This is a genomic window from Archangium sp. (assembly GCF_057119385.1).
In genome coordinates this window covers 45,946-64,109 of the sequence record NZ_DBNGVP010000061.1, presented here as the reverse complement: position 1 = coordinate 64,109, position 18,164 = coordinate 45,946, and the positions used below count along the sequence as shown (strand labels likewise).

General features: G+C 68.2%; 16 protein-coding genes. 5 read left to right on the top strand and 11 right to left on the bottom strand.

What is annotated here, in order from left to right; all coding sequences use genetic code 11:
• Positions 1-9: 9 nt before the first annotated feature.
• The 6 genes from AC16DP_RS13665 to AC16DP_RS13640 form a co-directional block, all read right to left on the bottom strand.
• Positions 10-477: a hypothetical protein gene (locus AC16DP_RS13665; RefSeq protein ID WP_329733634.1), complete on the bottom strand. Its 468-nt coding sequence runs from the start codon at positions 475-477 to the stop codon at positions 10-12.
• Between the two features lie 157 nt (positions 478-634).
• Positions 635-1,048, bottom strand: a complete 414-nt coding sequence (locus AC16DP_RS13660) for a hypothetical protein (RefSeq protein ID WP_329733633.1) — start codon at positions 1,046-1,048, stop codon at positions 635-637.
• A 124-nt stretch (positions 1,049-1,172) separates the two neighbouring features.
• Positions 1,173-2,168: a ketol-acid reductoisomerase gene (gene ilvC, locus AC16DP_RS13655; RefSeq protein WP_329733632.1), complete on the bottom strand. Its 996-nt coding sequence runs from the start codon at positions 2,166-2,168 to the stop codon at positions 1,173-1,175.
• A 15-nt stretch (positions 2,169-2,183) separates the two neighbouring features.
• The gene (locus tag AC16DP_RS13650; RefSeq protein ID WP_329733631.1) at positions 2,184-2,654 is read right to left on the bottom strand and encodes an aromatic-ring-hydroxylating dioxygenase subunit beta; all 471 of its coding nucleotides are present in this window, start codon (positions 2,652-2,654) and stop codon (positions 2,184-2,186) included.
• Positions 2,655-2,659: 5 nt separating this feature from the next.
• The gene (locus AC16DP_RS13645; protein WP_329733630.1) at positions 2,660-3,916 is read right to left on the bottom strand and encodes an aromatic ring-hydroxylating oxygenase subunit alpha; all 1,257 of its coding nucleotides are present in this window, start codon (positions 3,914-3,916) and stop codon (positions 2,660-2,662) included.
• Between the two features lie 10 nt (positions 3,917-3,926).
• A complete protein-coding gene (locus AC16DP_RS13640) occupies positions 3,927-4,079 on the bottom strand; it encodes a hypothetical protein (protein ID WP_329733629.1) in 153 nt (50 codons plus the stop codon).
• Positions 4,080-5,665: 1,586 nt separating this feature from the next.
• On the opposite strand from AC16DP_RS13640, the gene AC16DP_RS13635 reads away from it, so the two are divergent.
• The 3 genes from AC16DP_RS13635 to AC16DP_RS13625 all read left to right on the top strand — a co-directional run bounded on the left by AC16DP_RS13635 (position 5,666) and on the right by AC16DP_RS13625 (position 7,897).
• The gene (locus AC16DP_RS13635) at positions 5,666-6,460 is read left to right on the top strand and encodes a Uma2 family endonuclease (RefSeq protein ID WP_329733628.1); all 795 of its coding nucleotides are present in this window, start codon (positions 5,666-5,668) and stop codon (positions 6,458-6,460) included.
• Positions 6,461-6,532: 72 nt separating this feature from the next.
• A complete protein-coding gene (locus AC16DP_RS13630) occupies positions 6,533-7,333 on the top strand; it encodes a hypothetical protein (RefSeq protein ID WP_329733627.1) in 801 nt (266 codons plus the stop codon).
• Positions 7,334-7,540: 207 nt separating this feature from the next.
• A complete protein-coding gene (locus AC16DP_RS13625) occupies positions 7,541-7,897 on the top strand; it encodes a helix-turn-helix transcriptional regulator (RefSeq protein ID WP_329733626.1) in 357 nt (118 codons plus the stop codon).
• Between the two features lie 161 nt (positions 7,898-8,058).
• Here AC16DP_RS13625 and AC16DP_RS13620 read toward each other — a convergent pair whose 3' ends face one another.
• On the bottom strand, positions 8,059-9,786 hold the full coding sequence (locus AC16DP_RS13620; RefSeq protein WP_329733625.1) for a flavin monoamine oxidase family protein: 1,728 nt from the start codon (positions 9,784-9,786) through the stop codon (positions 8,059-8,061).
• Positions 9,787-10,091: 305 nt separating this feature from the next.
• Here AC16DP_RS13620 and AC16DP_RS13615 point away from each other — a divergent pair, with 305 nt between their 5' ends.
• Positions 10,092-11,303, top strand: coding sequence for a hypothetical protein (locus AC16DP_RS13615; protein WP_329733624.1), 1,212 nt, complete (start codon positions 10,092-10,094; stop codon positions 11,301-11,303).
• Between the two features lie 224 nt (positions 11,304-11,527).
• Here AC16DP_RS13615 and AC16DP_RS13610 read toward each other — a convergent pair whose 3' ends face one another.
• From AC16DP_RS13610 to AC16DP_RS13595, 4 genes are all read right to left on the bottom strand, one after another.
• On the bottom strand, positions 11,528-12,277 hold the full coding sequence (locus AC16DP_RS13610) for an HNH endonuclease (RefSeq protein ID WP_329733623.1): 750 nt from the start codon (positions 12,275-12,277) through the stop codon (positions 11,528-11,530).
• 2 nt (positions 12,278-12,279) lie between these two features.
• The gene (locus AC16DP_RS13605; RefSeq protein WP_329733622.1) at positions 12,280-13,704 is read right to left on the bottom strand and encodes an AAA family ATPase; all 1,425 of its coding nucleotides are present in this window, start codon (positions 13,702-13,704) and stop codon (positions 12,280-12,282) included.
• A 154-nt stretch (positions 13,705-13,858) separates the two neighbouring features.
• On the bottom strand, positions 13,859-14,446 hold the full coding sequence (locus tag AC16DP_RS13600) for a thioredoxin family protein (RefSeq protein WP_329733621.1): 588 nt from the start codon (positions 14,444-14,446) through the stop codon (positions 13,859-13,861).
• Positions 14,447-14,501: 55 nt separating this feature from the next.
• Complete coding sequence (locus AC16DP_RS13595; protein WP_329733620.1) at positions 14,502-16,757, bottom strand: protein-disulfide reductase DsbD family protein; 2,256 nt, start codon at positions 16,755-16,757, stop codon at positions 14,502-14,504.
• Between the two features lie 616 nt (positions 16,758-17,373).
• Here AC16DP_RS13595 and AC16DP_RS13590 point away from each other — a divergent pair.
• Entirely contained in the window at positions 17,374-18,162 is a 789-nt protein-coding gene (locus AC16DP_RS13590) for a hypothetical protein (RefSeq protein ID WP_329733619.1), read from the top strand.
• The last annotated feature ends 2 nt before the right edge of the window (positions 18,163-18,164 follow it).

Below are 18,164 nucleotides of genomic sequence, written 5' to 3'. Positions count from 1 at the left end.
GGCTTTCTATCACGGGCCGCGGAGGAGGACTTCCGGCTCCTTCGGCCGTCCGTTCCCCGGGCTGTCGGGCTTGGGGTCCTTGTTCTTGCGCACGTGCTCGGAACGGGAGCGGCCCGCGGCATCCTGCGCCTCCGGGCCCCCGCCCGCGGCGCCCAACGCGGCGGCACGGGCGGCCTCGAGGCTCTGCCCCGGCGGAGTCCGCGCGGCCTGCTGCGAGGCCTCGCGGCGGGCCTTCTCGGCGGCCTCACCGCGCGTCCGGGCCGCCGCGTCCTGGCGAGCACCCTGCGTCGCGGTCTCCCGGGCCGACTCGGCCACCGGGGAGGCCTCCTCCGGAAGCCGGGGGAGCTGCGCCGGCAGCGTGGCCTGCGCCTCGAGCGCCTCGAGCATGGCGGCCCGGGGCTCCTGACGGCGCGACGGTTCCTCGGCGATGGCGCCCGCGGCCCACAACGAGATGGCGAGGATGAGGAGCCCGCGCATGCATGCCTCCACGACGCGCCCCGGGAGAAGGCGCACCTGGGAGCGTAGCATTCTCCGTGCCGGACGCTGGTTCCTCGGGTGGGCGCCTGTCCGCTCCCGGAGCATGCACCATCCGGGACACCCCACTGTACCAACCGGTACACCTGGGCGCCCGTCGTTACGACGCGTCGAGCCGCGACTGCCTGTCCCGCACGTCCCGCAGCAGCTCCTCCGTCTCCGGGTCGGGGTTCTTCCTCCTGCGTTGCGCCTCCTGGAGCAGCGCGAGCGCATGTCCGAGCCGGTGCGCCACGGCCTCCGTGTCTCCGCGCTGTTGGAGCAGTTCCGCCTCCGCGCTCACCAGCTTCGCCAGCGCCTTGAGCTTCTCCGGGTGCTCCAGCAGCCCCGCCACCGAGCCCGCGTCGATCGTGATGAGCATCCGGTACTCCATCCCGAAGAGCGTCAGGCTCGTCTGGTGCACCAGGTCCAGCGCCTCCTCCGTCTTCTGGGCCTTGCCCGCCTTGAGGATCGCCGCGAGCGCCGCCACCAGCCGCTCGATCATTCGCTCGATGTAGTCCTCGCGCATTCCAGCCATGGGCACTGTTCCTCTCGGGAGGCCCTCCGGTGGGAACCCGGGAGCCTCGATACCCTCACCCCGTCCCTCTCCCGGAGGGCGAGGGGATATTGACGCAGTTCTGGCCTGGTTGGGTTGGGCTCGGTCAGGGTTTGTGGAACCACGGCATCATCGCTCGCAAGCGGCGGCCTACTTCCTCGATGGGATGACGTCTGCCTTCCTCGAGCAGCCTCCGGTGATTCGGCCGGCCCGCGTCGTTCTCCTCAATCCATTCCTTCGCGAATCGACCGTCCTGGATCTCCCCGAGTATCTCCTTCAGCCTCGCTCGCACCGCCTCGTCCACCACTCGCGGGCCCCTCGTCAGGTCCCCGTACAGCGCCGTGTCGCTGATGCGCTCGCGCATCCCCGAGATGCCGTGCTCGTACATCAGGTCCACCACCAGCTTCAGCTCGTGCAACACCTGGAAGTACGCCACCTCCTCCGAGTACCCCGCTTCCACCAGCGTCTCGTAGCTCGCGTGCACCAGCGCCGTGATTCCTCCGCACAGCACCGCCTGCTCCCCGAAGAGGTCCGTCTCCGTCTCCTCCCGGAAGCTCGTCTCGAGGACTCCCGCCCGCGTCGCGCCCATTCCCTTCGCGTACGCCAGCGCCCGCTCCAGCGCCTGCCCCGTCGCGTCCTGCTTCACCGCCACCAGGCACGGCACGCCCTGCCCCTCCACGTACGTCCTGCGCACCAGGTCCCCCGGGCCGTTCGGTGCGATCATCACCACGTCCACTCCTGCCGGTGGCCGCACCAGCCCGTAATGGATGGCGAAGCCGTGGTAGTAGAGCAGCATCTTGCCCGGCGTGAGGTTCGGCTCCACCGCCCGGTGGAACAGCTCCGCCTGCGACAGGTCCGCCACCAGCAGCGCCAGCACGTCTCCGCGCCTCGCCGCCTCCACCGCGTCCACCCACCCGAAGCCGTCCGCCTCCGCGCACGCCGCCGCCGGTGTTCCCGGGCGCTCGCACACCACCACGCGCACCCCCGAGTCCCTCAGGTTCAGCGCCTGCGCCCGCCCCACGCTCCCATAGTCATACACGGACACCGTCAACCCGCTCAGCCGCCCCAGGTCCGCGTCCGCGTCGTAGAACACCCGCGCCATCCGGCTCCCCCTCGCTCAAATCGGGTACACGAGCAGCCCCGGGATCCGGAACGTCTCGTACACCACGTCCATCCGCTCGAAGCGCGGCTCCGGCCCGAGCTCCACCCGCGCCTCCACGTGCCCCACGCTCAGCAGCACCGTCTCGCCATCCTCCGTCGTCCGGTACACCGCGTAGTTCGCCCGCGCCTCCACGTGCCCCGCTTCCACCTCGCCCACCCGCACGTTCGTGTGCAGGTGCCGGCAGACGTGCGGCGTGTAGACACACGCCTTGCGGATGGCCACCACCCGGTCCTCCATCATCGCCCGGCTCGTGCACAGGATGAGGCTCACCGGCAGCCCCTTCTGGTGGTTCTCCCGAGGAATCAGCCGGTACTGCCCGCCCTCGACGAACAGCGCCGGCCAGCGCTCCAGCTCACCGTCATCCAGGGCCTCGGCGTAGCGGTAGAGCAGGTCCTCCACGGTGCAGCGGATGGTCGGGTCCCCCATGCTCGTCACACTCCCATCAACGTGCGCCACGTCTTCCAGAAGCCGCGGATGGCCGTCTCGTTGGCCAGGTCCCGCTCCGGCTCGCCGTACTGCACCTGCGTCCCCCCGAGTGCCACGAACGCCGCGTCCCCCCGCTCGCCCTGGATGCCGCGCTGGACGATTTCCAGCGCCTCCACGTCCTCCAGCGAGATGTACCCCGAGGGCCCCACCAGGTTCGCCTGGAGGATGCGCTGGTTGCGCAGCTCCACCGTGTCCTCCGCGTACCCCAGCAGCGTCCAGATGAGATCGAAGTCGTTCACGTCCCTCGGCAGCACGTGCCGCGTGGCGATGCTGTTGGAGATGCGGTGGATGACCAGGCTCGGGAAGACCGTCTGGATGGAGACCGCGATGTCGTCCTTGAAGTCCGGCAACTTGCGCATCAGCTCGGGCGCGCGCAGCTGGTAGCCCTTCTGGTACGTCGAAATGCCCTGCTGCTCGTACTCCTCGCGGTGCTCCTCCGCTCCGCCCTTGTACGAGACGAGGTGTCCGCAGCCGCTCGGCTCCGCCAGCGTCTCGCCCCGCTGCGTCGAGCGGAACAGGCCGAACGTGGCCACGAAGAGGTGCAGCAGGCCCGCGTGGTACGGGTCCTTCACGTTCTCGAAATAGAGCTTCCAGTTGGCCCGCACCCGCTGGCGCAGGTAGCCGAGCACCTGCAGCTTCCGCCCATCGAACACCCGCGTGAGCTGCGGCCAGACGACTCCGAGGTACTCGCGCAGCGGCGGCGTGTCCTCGCGGAAGCTGGCGAAGACGAGCCCGTTGAGAACCTCCACCCGCAGCCGCCGCAGGCTCAACGCCTTCATGTCCACGTCCACGCCGCGGTAGCCCCCCTGCCCCTGCACCCCATTCCTGAAGGGCACCGCGCGCAGCGTCCCGTCCGGGTCGTAGCCCCACTGGTGGTAGACGCAGTTGAAGCGTTTGTGCTGGCCGCACGCCTCGTGCAGCACCAGCGCGCCCCGGTGCGAGCAGCGGTTGATGAGCACGTGCACCTGCCCGTCCTTCGCGCGCGAGAGGATGACGGGGACGTCTCCGATGTGCGTGGTGCGGAAGCTGCCCTCCTCGGGCACCTCGGCCTCCAGCCCCACGTAGCTCCACGTGGGCCCCTGGAAGATGCGCTCCTGCTCACGCTGGAAGAGCTCCGGGTCCGTGAAGACACGGTACGGCACGTGCGCCGTGTCTCCCTCGGGCCAGGGCCAGAAGGACTCCGCGGATGGGGATGTCGTCATGGAGAGACCCTCACCCCGTCCCTCCGCCCACATCCGCGTCCACCACGTCCCGGCGCTGCTCCCCCTCCTCCTCGTGCCGGGCTTCCTTCCGCAGCTTCTCCGCGTCCTGGTCCGCCCGTGGATTCATGATGCGTTTGTCCGGTCCGCCCTGATTCTCCGCCATCGCTCGCTCCCATCGCAGAGGGACCTCGCACGCCACCGCACGAGGCCCGGTGATGAGGCAAAGGTCCGAAGCGTCCCGCCACCCGACAAGGGACCAGCACACGCCCCGCCGCTCGCCCTCCGCTCGTCCGAGAGCCAGCTCGGCGATGCGGGAATGCACGTGCCTGTTGCCGGATGGGCCCCTGTGACGCGCCTGGTAGCACCCGGACACCTCAGTAGTCCGGACGGCAGACCCACGGCTCGGATCCAGAGGAGCGGTGGCAGCGCTGGAAGGGACCGCATCCCTCGGGAACATCCGGGTCGCAGGGCTGTCGGCAACGGAAGACATGGCAGACGAGCCCCTCGGGACAGGGGGGCTCGTTCCCGCCACAGCGGGAGACACACCGCATCCAGACTTCACCCGGCCGGTGCGGGGCGTAATCCACGAGGCACCGCTGCGGCTCGGAGCAGGGTGTTCGTTGGCAGTCCTCACCGTGAACCCGAGCGCAGACCGAGCTTCGCTCTCCGGTCCGAATGCAGCGCTGCCCCTCGGGGCATGAGCGGCCCTCACACGTGGGCAGGCAAGAGGCACCGTTGGGGCCCTCGCCGCAGAAGAAGCCCTCGGGACAGCTCGCGGGTTCATCCACACGGCAGTGTCGGCCGCACCACCCCTGGCAGACGAGTCCCTGCTCGCACCCCTCGCGTGGCGTCTCTGGCAGGGCGTGACAGGCTTCGCCCTCCTTGCGCATCCCGGCCAGCGCGCACAGGCGAAGGGAGGGACCCTCGCGCCCGAGCGCCAGTGCACGGCAGGCGAACCCCTCCGGGCACTGGGAATCCGTCATGCACGTGCTGTCGGTGCAGTAGCGCTCTCCGCGCCTCGAGTTGAAGAAGCATGCGAGTGGAGACTCGCAGTCCTCGGGTTGCTGGCAGGAACGCTCATAGGACAGCAGGCTGCGGCGCTCCTCGAGAGAGAGCATCGGAATCGTCCGTGGTGCTGGAGCCCGCGGGTGCTCGCCAGACGTCGCCGTCCGAAGCAACCACCCCAGGGGGACCGCCAGCATCAGCCCGAGCAGGACGACAAGCGGCGTGCGCCACCTCATCGGCATTCCCGTGGGCAGTCGAAGTATTCCCAGTCCGCGGGATCCTCGCAGCGTTCCGCCCACTCGGCCTCGCTCATGAACCTCGACTCTACACACCAGGCCCACGGACATGGGGTCTGTCCACGCCAGGCAGGCGGAGTGTCCACGAAGCGCTTCGGCACGTTCACGAAGCAATGAGGCGATGCGGGCGGCCTCCGGGCCCGAACTCGAGCAACTGGTCCGACAATCGGACCAGTTGGAACCGCCCGCGGCCGGAAGGTGCAACCGGCCAGAACTCACCGAGACCACCCCAGCGACCTCACGCTCCTTCACCCCTGATGACCGGGCGCGAGAGCGGCACCGAGTGTCCGTGAGATGAGACGCGCCGGCCCCGAAAGGGACCGGCCGCACCGCGCTCTGCGTCACCGCTCACTCGGAGCGGGATGTCTGTGTCATCTGGCCCACCGCTTGCTCAGGGGGTTGCGTCGGGGAGATTGACCGGACAGGTCATGTGCCGCACCCTGAGGGCATGGCACGTGACGAAGAGCCGCGGGCGGACGCCTTTCCCCGGGCGCCCTCGCGGGAAGAGTGGGCGAGGATGAACGAGGCGGAGAGGGCCCGGGTGGTGGAGGAGCTGCCCGGGGAGGTGACGTGGGACGAGATGGCGATGCCCGAGGGAGACCTCCACTCCCAGGCGAAGATCGGCGCGCTGCTGGCACTCAAGGAGTACTTCTCGCGGCAACGGCGGCGGGTGTACGTGGGCTCGGAGCTACCCGTGTATTACCCCGCCGAGCGCCGCTTCGCGCCGGACCTGGTGGTGGTGCTGGACGCGGAGGCGCACCCGCGCAGCAAGTGGGTGGTGAGCCACGAGGGCAAGGGGCTGGACTGGGTGCTGGAGGTCCACGTCGGCGGAGACCGGAAGAAGGACGCCGAGTACAACGTGGAGCGCTACGCCCGGGTGGCCATCCCCGAATACTTCATCTTCGACCGGGCTCGTCAGCGGTTGTACGGGTACCGCCTGCCTTCGCCCGAGGCGAGGGAGTACGTCCCCATCGTCTCGGAGGGAGGCCGGTTCAGCTCGGAGGTGCTGGGGCTGGAGCTGCAGGTGGAGGAGGGACGGTTGCGCTTCTGGGCGGGGAGCGCGCTGCTGCTGGAGTACGAGGAGCTCATCGACCGGCTGCGGGAGACAGTGGAGGGGCTGGAACGGCGAGCGGACGAGGATGCCCGTCAACTGGCGGAAGAGACTCGGCGGCGCGAGGAGTTGGAGCGGCGCCTCACGGAGGCTCGAGCCGAACTGGAGCGTCTCAGACGACGTGATTCATGAGGTGACCTCCCAGATGAGGTGCGGCCTCCCGTTTCGCGAGGTGATAGAAAGGCGAACGGAAGGAGGCCGCACATGGCCGACGAATCACCATTCAAGGGCGGAAGACTGGGGCCGTTCCACCTCGGCAGGCGCTTCAAGCACAAGGAGCTCGGATCGGGCCTGGGCCGTCTCTACGAGGCACACAACGTCCACACCGGGGCCTCGGCGCTCGTGCTCATGCCCGACCGGCACTCGGACTGGGAGCCCACGGAGGATTGGCGGATCTCCGCCTCCTCGCACGTGTCGCCCCCCTACGTCGCGCTGGAGGTGGGGCACGCCCCGGCCTCGGGCCGGCTGCCGGCCTTGTCGGAGCTGCTCGATCTACTGACCTCCGCGGTCGAGCGGTTGGAGCAGAACGCCGAGGCCCGCGCCCACCTGACCCGCGAGCCCATCGGACGGGTGCGCAGGTGGCTCGGACGCTCGCGCCGGTGGTTGCGCTCGTGGCACGGGCGCACCCTCGCGGGACTGGCCTCTGTAGCTCTCGGCGTGGGCCTCTGGCTGGGAATCACCGGACCCGGCAAGGGCCCGGAGCACGAGCCCCGCACGGCCCATGGCGTGGCCGCGGAGGCCGCGGCCCGGCTCGATGAGCCCCTCATGATCAACAAGCACGATCGGGGTGAGGTGGCCATCGCCTATCCCATGCCCGGAGGCCCCTTCCGCAACCAGGCCAAGGCACCCTGCTTCGCCGACGAGGGCGAGGTGGAGATCAATGGCGGGTGCTGGATGGCGCTGGAAAAGCGTCCCCCCTGTCTCAAGAACCAGGCCGAGTACCAGGGCAAGTGCTACCTGCCGGTCGCCGCGACGGCCCGGAAGGCGCAATCCCTCCTGCCGTGAACCAAAGCGCTTGCATGACCGGAAAAGTCATGTTCCTATACGGACTCACGAAGTAGGACAGAAAACCCACTGACTGCCAGCAGTGAACTTCGTGGCCTCCCTCCCAAGGGCAGTACCGGCGTACCCGCGTCATGGCGGGGCGCCAACTCAACGCTCCCCGCGGTGCCTAGCAGCCCACGGTGGAGCGTTGTTCTTTTGGGGTGGAACGTGACCGAGCAGAATCTCCTCTCGAAGGCACTGAGCAATACGGCCCGCGAAGCCCGGCTACGAGCGGGACTTACACAAGACGACGTGGCCGAGCGCCTCGACCTCTCCCAGGAGGTGTACGGACGGATCGAGCGAGGTGCACTGCTCCCCAGCGTGCTCACGTTGCGGCGATTGAGCCTGGTGTTGCACGTCCCCACGGATCAGCTGCTCGGGATCGACTCCGCGTTGACGCACTCGCCGCCCTCCGAGCGGGATTCGCCACAGCTCAAGCGGTTGATCCGCTCGTTGCGCGAGCTGAGTGCTTCCCGGCTGCGGACACTGGGTCTCCTCATCGCCCACTTCCGGCGCCGCGACTGAGCCTGCCGCGGTGGCCCCCTGGCAGGTGTAGGTTGGTGAAGAATGCGCCGGATGACGCGGCCCTGGGTGAAGTACGCCAGTACCGCCGCATTCCTCCGCACCTCACCCCGAGTTGGCCGAGGCCCTCCCAGATGAGGTGAGGAGGGCCCGGCCCGCAGGGCTCAGCCGATGGCGAGCCGCTCGGGCGTGGAGTCCGTGCCCCTCACCACCGCTCTTCCGTAGTGGTAGTCGTCCGGACGAAGCTGCTGGAAGGGGCTGTCACTGGCGGCGGTCAGGCTGCCGCCCAGGGACTTCGCCACTGCGGCAGCGGCGTTGAGGCCGGTCTGGAAGGCGCTCTCCACCCACCCCCCCATCCACGACACGCTGTCTCCCGCCAGGTACACCTTGCCATCCAAGCTGCTCCCGACCTTGAGGAAGTCGTAGAAGAGCGAGTGAACGTACGCGTCCTGCCCAGGAAGATTGAGCTTGAACGCGCCGAAGTAGTACGGCGTGTTCTGCCAATCGATGAATCGCGCCGTCGAGCGGTCGATGGAGCTCGCCACGGTGGCCGCCAACGCCGGGGAGATGGTGTCCAGGTCCTTGAGAAGCAGATTCAGCCGGTCCTGCGGATCGGTAAAGGTCACCTGCTTCTGGGAGTCGTCTGCCCAGGTGTAACTGAAGAGCAGCACCCCTGGGCGGCCGGTGCCGTAATCCAGCGTGTAGAGATTGCGGAGCAGGGTGTCGCCCACCACGTTGCGCGGCCATTGCGGCTCGGCTGACGCCCAGAACCGCTGGGTCTCCACGAACACCTTGGACGAGTACTCGAGGTGCACCCGCCGTAGCGCATCCGTCACGTCTGTCTCGAGCAGTCGGCCGGAACCGTTGTTGGCGAGTCCCAGGGTCAGCTCCATGGCCCGGTGCGAGGTGGCGACGATGACGCGGTCGAACTCCTCCGAGGGTTTGTCCTGGAAGGAGAGCCGTAGACCCGTCCCGGCCCGCGTGATGGCCGTCACGGGCATCCGCGTCCGTACATGGTTCCTCACGCGGTCCGCCGGTTTCCCCGGCAGCTCGATTTGCTGCTCGAGGAAGCCGTCCACCACGCTGCTCACGCCGGTGGTGATGGCATGATGTTCAGCGTCCACCGCGTTGATGACGAACCGCATGATGTCCAGGAAGCAGATGGGGAACAGCGCGTCGAAGCCGCCAAACCCGGTTCCCAGCGCGCCGAAGAACTCGAAGTCGATCCTCTTCCACTGGGTACAGCCCGGGGCGTTCTCATCCGTGAAGATACGCTGCATCGCCTCGTACAGGCTGGAGTTGCCGAACGCCTGGAGATAGGCGGACCAGGCCTCGCGGATTCTCCCGGCGTTGCCTCGCGGGTCTTCGGCCAGCCATTGAGTGAGCTGCTTCGGCGCGATCAGGGAGATCTTCTCGTCCTTGCTCGTGAAGCCGTTCTCGTACCAGGCCTTCCACCCCTTCTCGACGATGGAGTAGCTCGGCGGGAGCTCGTTCTGCTCATCGGGGCGGTAGAGATACGTACTGCCCTGGAACGTGATGTACGTGAGGTTCTCTCCCGGATCCGGGAAGAGCGCTTCCTCGAAAATGATTGTCGATGCGCCCGAGGCGTTGAACACGTTGGCGTAGTAGTGCAGGAGCCGCTCGGAGGGGCTGAAGCGCATGGCTCCCATCTCGAAGAGGCTCCCATCCCCTGGTTTCATGGAGAACAGCCTCCCGCCGATGCGGTCCGTGGCCTCGAACACGGTGACGTCCACGCCACAACGGAGCAGCTCGTACGCGGCGGAAAGACCCGCCGCGCCGGAGCCCACCACCGCCACCATGTACCGGGAGGGGTCTGATTCGAAGGCCGCGATTCTCGCACCGCTGTTCCTCAGCCACGCGACGTAGTCCATCGTAGGGGTATCCACGAACGTGAGGGGCGTGGGCGTGGTGTCCGCAGTGTTCGCCGAGGCGAGCTTGGAGGTGGATCTGTTCGAGCGCCGCAATCTTGGAATGGCTGTCATGTCCGGTGTCCTCGTGAGGGATTGGAGCCAATGGCTCCACGCCAGAATAGACACGGCACGTTCCGGACCTTGTGATCGTGCTCACCGCGGACGCGTGAAGGCGATCACATCACCCACGCACCGCCAGATGGCAGGTTGATGCGTACCAGGAAGAATCCAGGGCCTGGTGCACACGCATTCAACCGGAGACACTCATGGCAGACGTCATCTACTATTCGACTGGCGAAATCTTCTGGGTCACCGACCCGCCCAAGGACACCAAGCTCCACGGGGGGGTGCCCTACGGATTCCCGCCGGTGCCATCGGACAACCTCTTCACCTACTCGCGGTCCGCCCACGCGCTCACCGAGGCCGGCCACACGGTCATCGGTGCCTTTGGCCGCATGCGTCAGGAGGTGCGTAAGAGCGCCGAACAACAGGATCCCGAGTTCCTCGCCCTGGGGCAGCTGCCGCACCCGGAGCGCACGGTCCTGGTGCTCATCGCCACCGACTTCGGGAAGGACCGCATTCCATTCACCGCCAAGGAGATCCAGTCCCTGGAGCGGTTCCGGGCCCGGGGCGGAGGAATCTACGTCACGTGGGACCACGGGCCGCTGGGCTACCAGGCGATGTTGGAGCTGGGGCTGGCCAGTCCCGTGGAGCCCGAACCCGAGGAGCCGCTCCGTCCGGCCATGGCGTTCTCCCACGACGCGACCAACACCGCCAGGGTGGAAGCCGACGGCTTCAAGCTCATGCAGAACGGGCAGCGCGAGCGCGTCCGGGTGCATCTGTCACCCGGCCCTCCCGCCGGCCATCTGCAGAAGATCGTCCCCGCCGAGTTGCTGTACGACACGCCGGCCAAGCCTCACCCCATCTTCAACGGGGTGGGCGGCGGGGACGGCATCTGGATTCCCGCCCATTCGCACGAAGGCAAGCTGCGCATCAAGGCCAGCCTGGTGACGGGGCTTGACGAGTCGCAGCTCCGCGATGGAGTGCGGGCCATGGCCATCCACCTGCCCATCATGGAGACGTCCTTCGACTCGTTCGCGGTGATGGCTCGCCAGGATCCCGAGAAGCAGCCAGACGGCAGCACCCGGGGGGGCGTCATCTGGGACACCAGCTTCCACCACCTCGTGGACATCAACTGGTCCCCGGACGGCAAGGTGCCCTGGGATGCCTTCGTCCCGTTCTCGGCGGAGTCGCTCTGGCTGCAGCAATTCTCCCCCGAGCTCTTCACCGCGCGCCTGGACCGCGGAATGCGGCGGTTGTTCGTCAACGCGGTGAAGTGGCTGGCGGGCGAGCTGCATGACTCTCCCGCGCACCAGGTGGGACTCCGGACATCGGTGCACGGCCTGTCCCGCGAGGCGGCCCTCCTGCGGAGCGAGCCCGCCATCCGCGAGCGGCTGACCATTGGGGGTCCCCTGTAATCGACCGGGCGGCTCCTGCTCCGCCGCCTCCAGGCGAGTGACCTGGAGGCGGTGTCGAGAAGCTCGTTCTTCCAACTCTCACAACGGCCCCGGGCGCCAGCACTCCGTACTCCAGGTCCCTGGAGACTGGCCCGGCGCACAGCCCGAGGGTGACACCCGGGCGGTTCGCTCGCACCCGGCCATCCGCGTCGGCCACGGGGCTCGGCGAGCGTTCACGCTCCCGCTCAGCTCTTGCTTCCATGCGCCAGACCGTTGGCTGGCCGAGGTGTCACCGGGCGCGTGTTCGCATCGAAACAGCTCCGCGCCGTCCCGGGGAAGCCAAAGAAATGCCCTTCCCGCGTGAAACCGTCGATGAGCATCCGTCTCATCTGCACATCGTCGTCGAAGACCTGCATCCAGATGCTGAAGAACCCCGTCGCTTGAGCGAGCTTCACGATCATGCGGCGCATGCCCTCGGTGGGGCTCTGCGCCAGATCAGCCTTGCTCGTCAGCGCCTGACCCCACACTTCCATGCGTTGGGCGTATCTATCGATCGCGACGATTCGTCCATTCTCGTCGGTCACTTCGCTCGGACCTTTGTCGAGGCCACAGAGCGCGAGGGTGTGAGCGGCCATCTGCTGTTGCGCCGCGGTCAACCCGTGAGCGGGAACGACCTCGCCACCGGAGGTGTAGGCGAACGCGGCGGCCGTGTTGTCGCGATCCGGCAGCAACACGTGCTCGAGGCTCACGTCCTGGTCCTTCTTCGTCGAGTTGCAATTCACGCAGCCGAGCAGGAAGTTGTCCCATTGCCCGATGAGCGCCGCATACTGCGGCAGCCCCTTCGGCTGGATGTGCTCCACCGCGAGCATCGTGGGGATGCGCCGCTCGCAGTAGGTGCAATACGCCCCAAGCCTCGAGACCAGGCCGGGGAACGCATCCCGATAGTTCTCATAGTCATGTGCCTGGGGACTGTTGCCACGCTCGACAGGGCGCATGGTCAGCGCTCCCCGTCGCCGTCATGGCGGCCCGGCTGCACCTGCTCGGCCATCGCCTCCAGCCGAGCTCCCAGCGTCGCCTCCCGCTTCAGCTCGAGGAAGGCCTGGAACGCCGGGTTGTCCGCATAGGGTGCGATGTCCGCCGCCAGCCGCTCGACATAGTCCCGGAGCTTCTCGGCCGGTGCTTTCTCCGCCTCGTCGAGCAGTGTCAGGTAGTTCTTCGCCACGTCGACCATCTGCCGATACCGCGGGCTGACTTCCGGCCGCTCGACCCGCATGAGCCCCCGGGCGATCTCCTCCAGACCCAGGTTCTCCGTTTCCGCCACGGGCTGGACATCCAACGGGATGAGCTCCCCTTCGCGCGCTGTCTGCACGATGAACGGGGAGTGGGTCGTGGCGATGAATTGCACCTCCGGAAACAAACGCCGGAGATCGTCCATCACGTGCCGCTGCCACCGCGGATGCAGGTGCAAATCGATTTCGTCGATGAGCACGATGCCTGGCGTCTTCAGCAAGACCTTCTCATCGAGGTGCGGGTTGAGCTGCGCGGCCTTGAACGCGAGATCACCCACCATCGCGATGACGTTGCGCTGCCCGTCACTCAGCGCGCCAAACGGCAGCCGCGGCTGGCCCTCGATATCGAGCAACAAGCCAAGTCTCGGGTGGTATTCGATACGGCGGCACCCTTCCACGGCATCTTGAATGGCCTGCTTCACCACGCGAAACTGAATGGACTCCCGCCGCTCCACGTTCGCGATCTGTTGCTCGAACTTGAGCCATCGCAAAAGGTCGCGCGGACTGCACCGCGGGTCGATGCTGAACCGGTAACCCGCGAGCCGGGATGCGAAGCTTTCGGCGAGGTCTTCCTCCGTCTCTTGTGCCGGCACCTCCTGCGGAGTGTGGCCGGCCTTGAGAGCCTCCGCCTCGGCGCGGACATCCTTCGGCTCCAACCAGAGCCTGCCCGTGCCATAATAAGAGATGAGCGGCAGCGTCACCTCTTCGCCCCGCTGCATCTTCTCGACCGCGATCTCCGCCGACGTCTTGATGTTCTTCGCGTTCACCCAGGTCGTACGCTTGCCGGCGAACTCGCGCTTCCAGGTGTAATCCTTCCCCTGCACCCGTCCCGTGGCTTCGACGACAACGGGGAGCTGCTTCTCGATGCGCTGGGTCTCGCGGAATTCGATGACGCGTACGCGCACGTCATCCAGCCGGATGTGGCGGGAGTCCTCGCCGCGTACGCCCAGGAACCAGCTGCCCACCGCGACCGCGAGCGCGTCCAGCGCACTCGTCTTGCCCCGACCGTTCTGACCGATGATCACATGGAACGAACCGTTGCCGTCCGCCGGCGCGTCCAACGAGCGCGGGAACGTGAAGGTGCGCTCCTCGAAGCCCTTGAAATTGCGAACGTAGAGTCGGTCGATCCGCATGGGGGGGGATTCTGACGTCCCCCGAAAGCGGGTCCAGCGGAAGCGTGTGCGGCCATGAAGTTTCCGCGGACGTCCGCTGGGCCCTCCGGGTCACGTACCACGCGCGGGCCCCGTCCCCTTCCGGGAACGAGGGCCTCACGGCAACAACGAAGGCTCAGCTCTTGTACTTCACCGAGCAGCCGTACGGCTCGGTGGTGGAGGCCGGCACGGGCTTGCCGGACAGGAGCGCGTCCACCGCCGTCTTCACGTGGTTGGTGGTGCCCTCCTTCTTGTTGCCGCGCGGATCATCGTCGATGGCGCCCGCGTAGCGCACCACGCCCTGCTCATCGATGACGTACATGTGCGGCGTCGTCCTGGCGCCATACGCCTTGCCCACCGTGCCGCTCGCGTCCTGCAGCACCGGGTAGGAGAAGCCCTCGGTCTTCTTCCAGGCCGCGGACTTGTCCGGCGTGTTGCTCGCGGTGGAGTCCACCGCCAGCCACACCACCTTCTTCGCATCCAGCCCCGAGAACGTCTTCTGCATGGTGTCGGCCGTGTAGTGGCGCTGCACGAAGGGGCAGCCCGGGTTGGTCCACTCGAGCACGACGATCTTCCCCTTGTACTGCGACAGCGAGTGCTCCTTGCCGGACTCGTCCTTCAGGGTGAAGGCCGGGGCGGGCTTGCCCACCTGGGCGGTATCGGCGGCGAGGGCCGCCACGGGCAGCATCACAGCGAGGGCCACTGCGGTGAAGAAAGGCTTCATTCGCTCTGCTCTCCTTGTGGGGGTACTGCGGAAGAAACGAACGCCGGGGCCGTGGCTATCGCGCATCGGCCACCCGCCCGGCCGCCCGGCGCACGGCGTCGGTGACGGAGTCCGAGGTGAGCAGCTCGGGCAGCACCTCGGGCTTGTCGGGCGCGGCGGGGCTCACCACCAGGTACATGGGCACGCCGGCCCGGCCGAACTCGGCCAGCTTCGCGCTGATGCGCTCGTCCCGCCGCGTCCAGTCCGCCACGAAGAAGGCCACCTTGTGCTGCGCGAAGGCGGCGCGCACGTCCTCGCGCGTGAGCACCGTGCGCTCGTTGAACTTGCAGGTGAGGCACCAGTCCGCGGTGAAGTCGATGAACACGGGCTGGCCCGCCTTCAGGGCCGCGGCCACCGCCGTCTCGTCCCACGGCTGGGCCTCGGCCACCAGGGAGGCCTTGCGCACGGCCGGGCCCGTCTCGTCGAAGCGCAGCGAGAGGAAGCCGCCCACCGCCAGCACGGCCACCACCGCCGCCACGCCCGCGGCCTTGCGGCCCCCCGAGGCGCCCTGCACCAGGCCGTACAGCCACGCGCCCAGGCCCACCACGGCGAGGAAGGCGAGCAGCCGCGCCATGCCGTCCACGCCCGTGAGGCCGCCCATCACCCACACCAGCCACACCGTGGTGCCCAGCAGGGCGAAGCCGAGCAGCTGCTTGCCGCGCTCCATCCACGCGCCCGGCTTGGGGAGGAACTTCGTCAGCCCGGGCACGAGCACCAGCAGGCAGAAGGGCAGCGCCAGGCCGACGCCCAGCATGAAGAAGGTGGCCAGCACGGTGGCCGGGCCCGCCGCGAGCGCGAAGCCCACCGCGGTGCCCAGGAGCGGCGCCGAGCACGGCGTGGCCAGCACCACGGCCAGCACGCCCTCGCCGGCGCTGCGCGCGAAGCCGTGGCTCGAGTCCACCTTCTCCACCAGCGCGGTGCCGTCCGTGCCCACGTTGAAGACGCCGAAGAGGTTGAGCGCGAAGGCCACCAGCACCGCGGCCACGGCGGCCACGAAGAGGGGCTCCTGGAACTGGAAGCCCCAGCCCACGCTGCTGCCACCGGCGCGCAGGGCCAGCACCACGCCCGCGAGCACCAGCAGGGAGCCCACGATGCCGCCCGCGTACGCCAGCGCGTGCAGGCCCACCTTGCCGCGCTCGGCGTGCACGGTGCGGGTGAAGCCGTAGGCCTTGAGGGCCAGCACCGGGAAGACGCACGGCATGAGGTTGAGCAGCGCGCCCCCGAGGAAGGCGAAGAGCAGCACCAGCCCCAGGGACAGCGAGGACTCGGCGGCCACGGGCGCGGCCACCGCCGGGGACTTCTGTGCGGCCACGGCCTTCGCCACCGGAGCGGCCCCGGGAGCGGCGGCCACCACGGAGGCCAGCGGCAGGCTCACCGTCAGGGCGGTGGGGCCGGGCGAGCCCAGGCGCAGCACGCCCGTGAGACGAGGCTCCTGCGCGGGCACGTCCGGAGCGGCCTCGCCCTCCAGCTTGAAGGTGCCGGGGCTGCCCGCCACGGGAGACAGGGTCAGGCGCGCGATGCCGGGGATGCGCTCGGGGTAGAAGAAGTCCTTGTCCCCCACGGACACCGGCTGGCCCTGGGGGCCCGTGACGGAGAGCGTGCCGGTGAAGGGCTGGCCGGCGGTGAGCGGCTTCGTGTCGAGCGCGAGCGTCACCCCGTGGCCGGAGCTCTCGGGGGCCACGGGCACGCGCGCATGGGCGGCGGCGAAGACGGGCTCGTGCTCGGGGTCCGGCTGCGTCCGGGGGCCCACGGGCAGGTTGCGGGTGAGCATGAGCTGCGCGGGCAGACAGTGCACCTCGCACACCAGCACGTCCGCCGCGGCCGACAGCTGCAACGAGCCCTGGGCCTGCCCGGAGGCGCGGGCCTCGGCGAAGAGGAGCACCTCGTCCGCGTAGCCGAAGGTGGTGATGTAGCCGTCCGAGGTGCGGAAGGTGGAGGGCGCGGGCCACTGCAGCGCGCCCACGGTGGTGCCGGGCGTGTCCCACGTCACCTCGGAGGCCAGGCCGGACTCGCCCGGGTTCTTCCAGTAGATGTGCCAGCCCGGGTCCATGCGGAAGCGCACGCCCACGCGGAAGGCGTCTCCGGCCTTCACCTGGGCCACGTCCGTCAGGAGGGCGGCTTCCACCCGGTTGTTGCCCTCGTCCGGCGCGCCACTGGCCACGGCGGTGGAAGGCAATTCCGCCCGGGCCCCGCCCGCGCCGAGGCAGAGCCCCAGCACCGCGAGGAAGAAAAAGGCCCCCCAGCTCGAACGTCGTACCGGCTGCTGCGTCATGCGCCTCCCGTTAACCCACCGGCCCGCCGTTCGCCAGCCGGACATCCGTGGATTGGCTCTCATCAACCCTCCAGGCAGGCGGGCATTCCCGGACGGCCCCGCCCTGGTGGTACGGGTGATACGCGGGCGGCCAGCCTCGGGTTACAGCCCCTACCGCTCGAATGCCCGCCAGGCGGCCGGGCTCGAAGGACTTCACGGCGGCGGAGTGGCGCCGAGGCCGGGTACGCGAGCGGTTTCCACTCGGCTGAACCACCTCACCTGGGAGGACATGGTGCTCTCATGGATGCTGGCCGCTACTGCTCCCTGAGTCGAGTCCGGGTGAACAGCACAGGAGGTGTCCATGAGTGCCGACGTCAGATGCGCGTTCAGGTCCTGGGCCGCACGATGTGGTGGGGTGGCACTGCTCCTTTCGTGGGTGCTCGCCGGCTGCGCCACGACTCCCGTCAAGCCGTCGCCTGCTGCGTGGAGCAGGGGGACACCACGAATCCGCCCAGCATCCCTCCCCACTCCTCCGCGGGTCCTGTTGGCCATGAGCGACGGCCCGCCAACAGGTGGAGCCTCCTCCAGCCCAACGGTGCGGGGCTACAACGTCCCCGGCCGGAAGCCGGATTCGCAGGTGCCTTATGAGTTCTTCCTCGGCAACGCCGCGCATCGGCTGGTTGCCTTCATGTATGGAGCCAAGTACCCGAGCAACCGCATCTTCTACAACACGGACACACTCCAGAAGATCCTCTCGGAGAAAGAACTCGGAGACACGTCCCTGCTGCACTCGAATGAGCGCAACCTACGTCCGGACATCACCAATATTTCCAGGCGGGTCCTCTTCGAGATCAAACCCTGGACCGAGCAGGGTCTCCAGGAGGGCCGCGAAGAGGCGCGAATCTACCTGGCCGCACTGAATCGAGCGCTCCTGGACGGCAGACGCTTCACGGGAGGCACGGACTTCCACGGTGAAGTCCTGATTCGCTTCGCGAGAGGCCAGTACATCTGGCGGCTGGAGTGGAGGACTCAAGAGCCAGGAGTGGTCCAGTACCGATGGACACGCAGCCAACAACGCTTCGAGTCGGAAGCCGCGGCGTATGAGGCCGGGCAGTGGGTAGAGATCACCGAGCAGGAGTTACAGCAATACGGCGGGTGGGTGGCACAGGCAGTGGAGGACATGGTGCGCCGACGCGAGGAACTCGCCACCTTCAGCGGAGCCGTGGGCGTCGTCATCGATGTCGCGGGCAATGTCGCGACAGGGTTCTTCTCGGGTGCGATTTTCGGCCAGATGGGTTCGACTCCCGGGGCACAGCAACCTCCCGCCCAAGGAGGTGGACAGGTCATTCCATTCCCCTCGAGGCCACCGCCCACCGTGCCGCCAGCACAGGTTCCCGCTGCTGCGGGCATGTCTCTTCCCCGGTGATG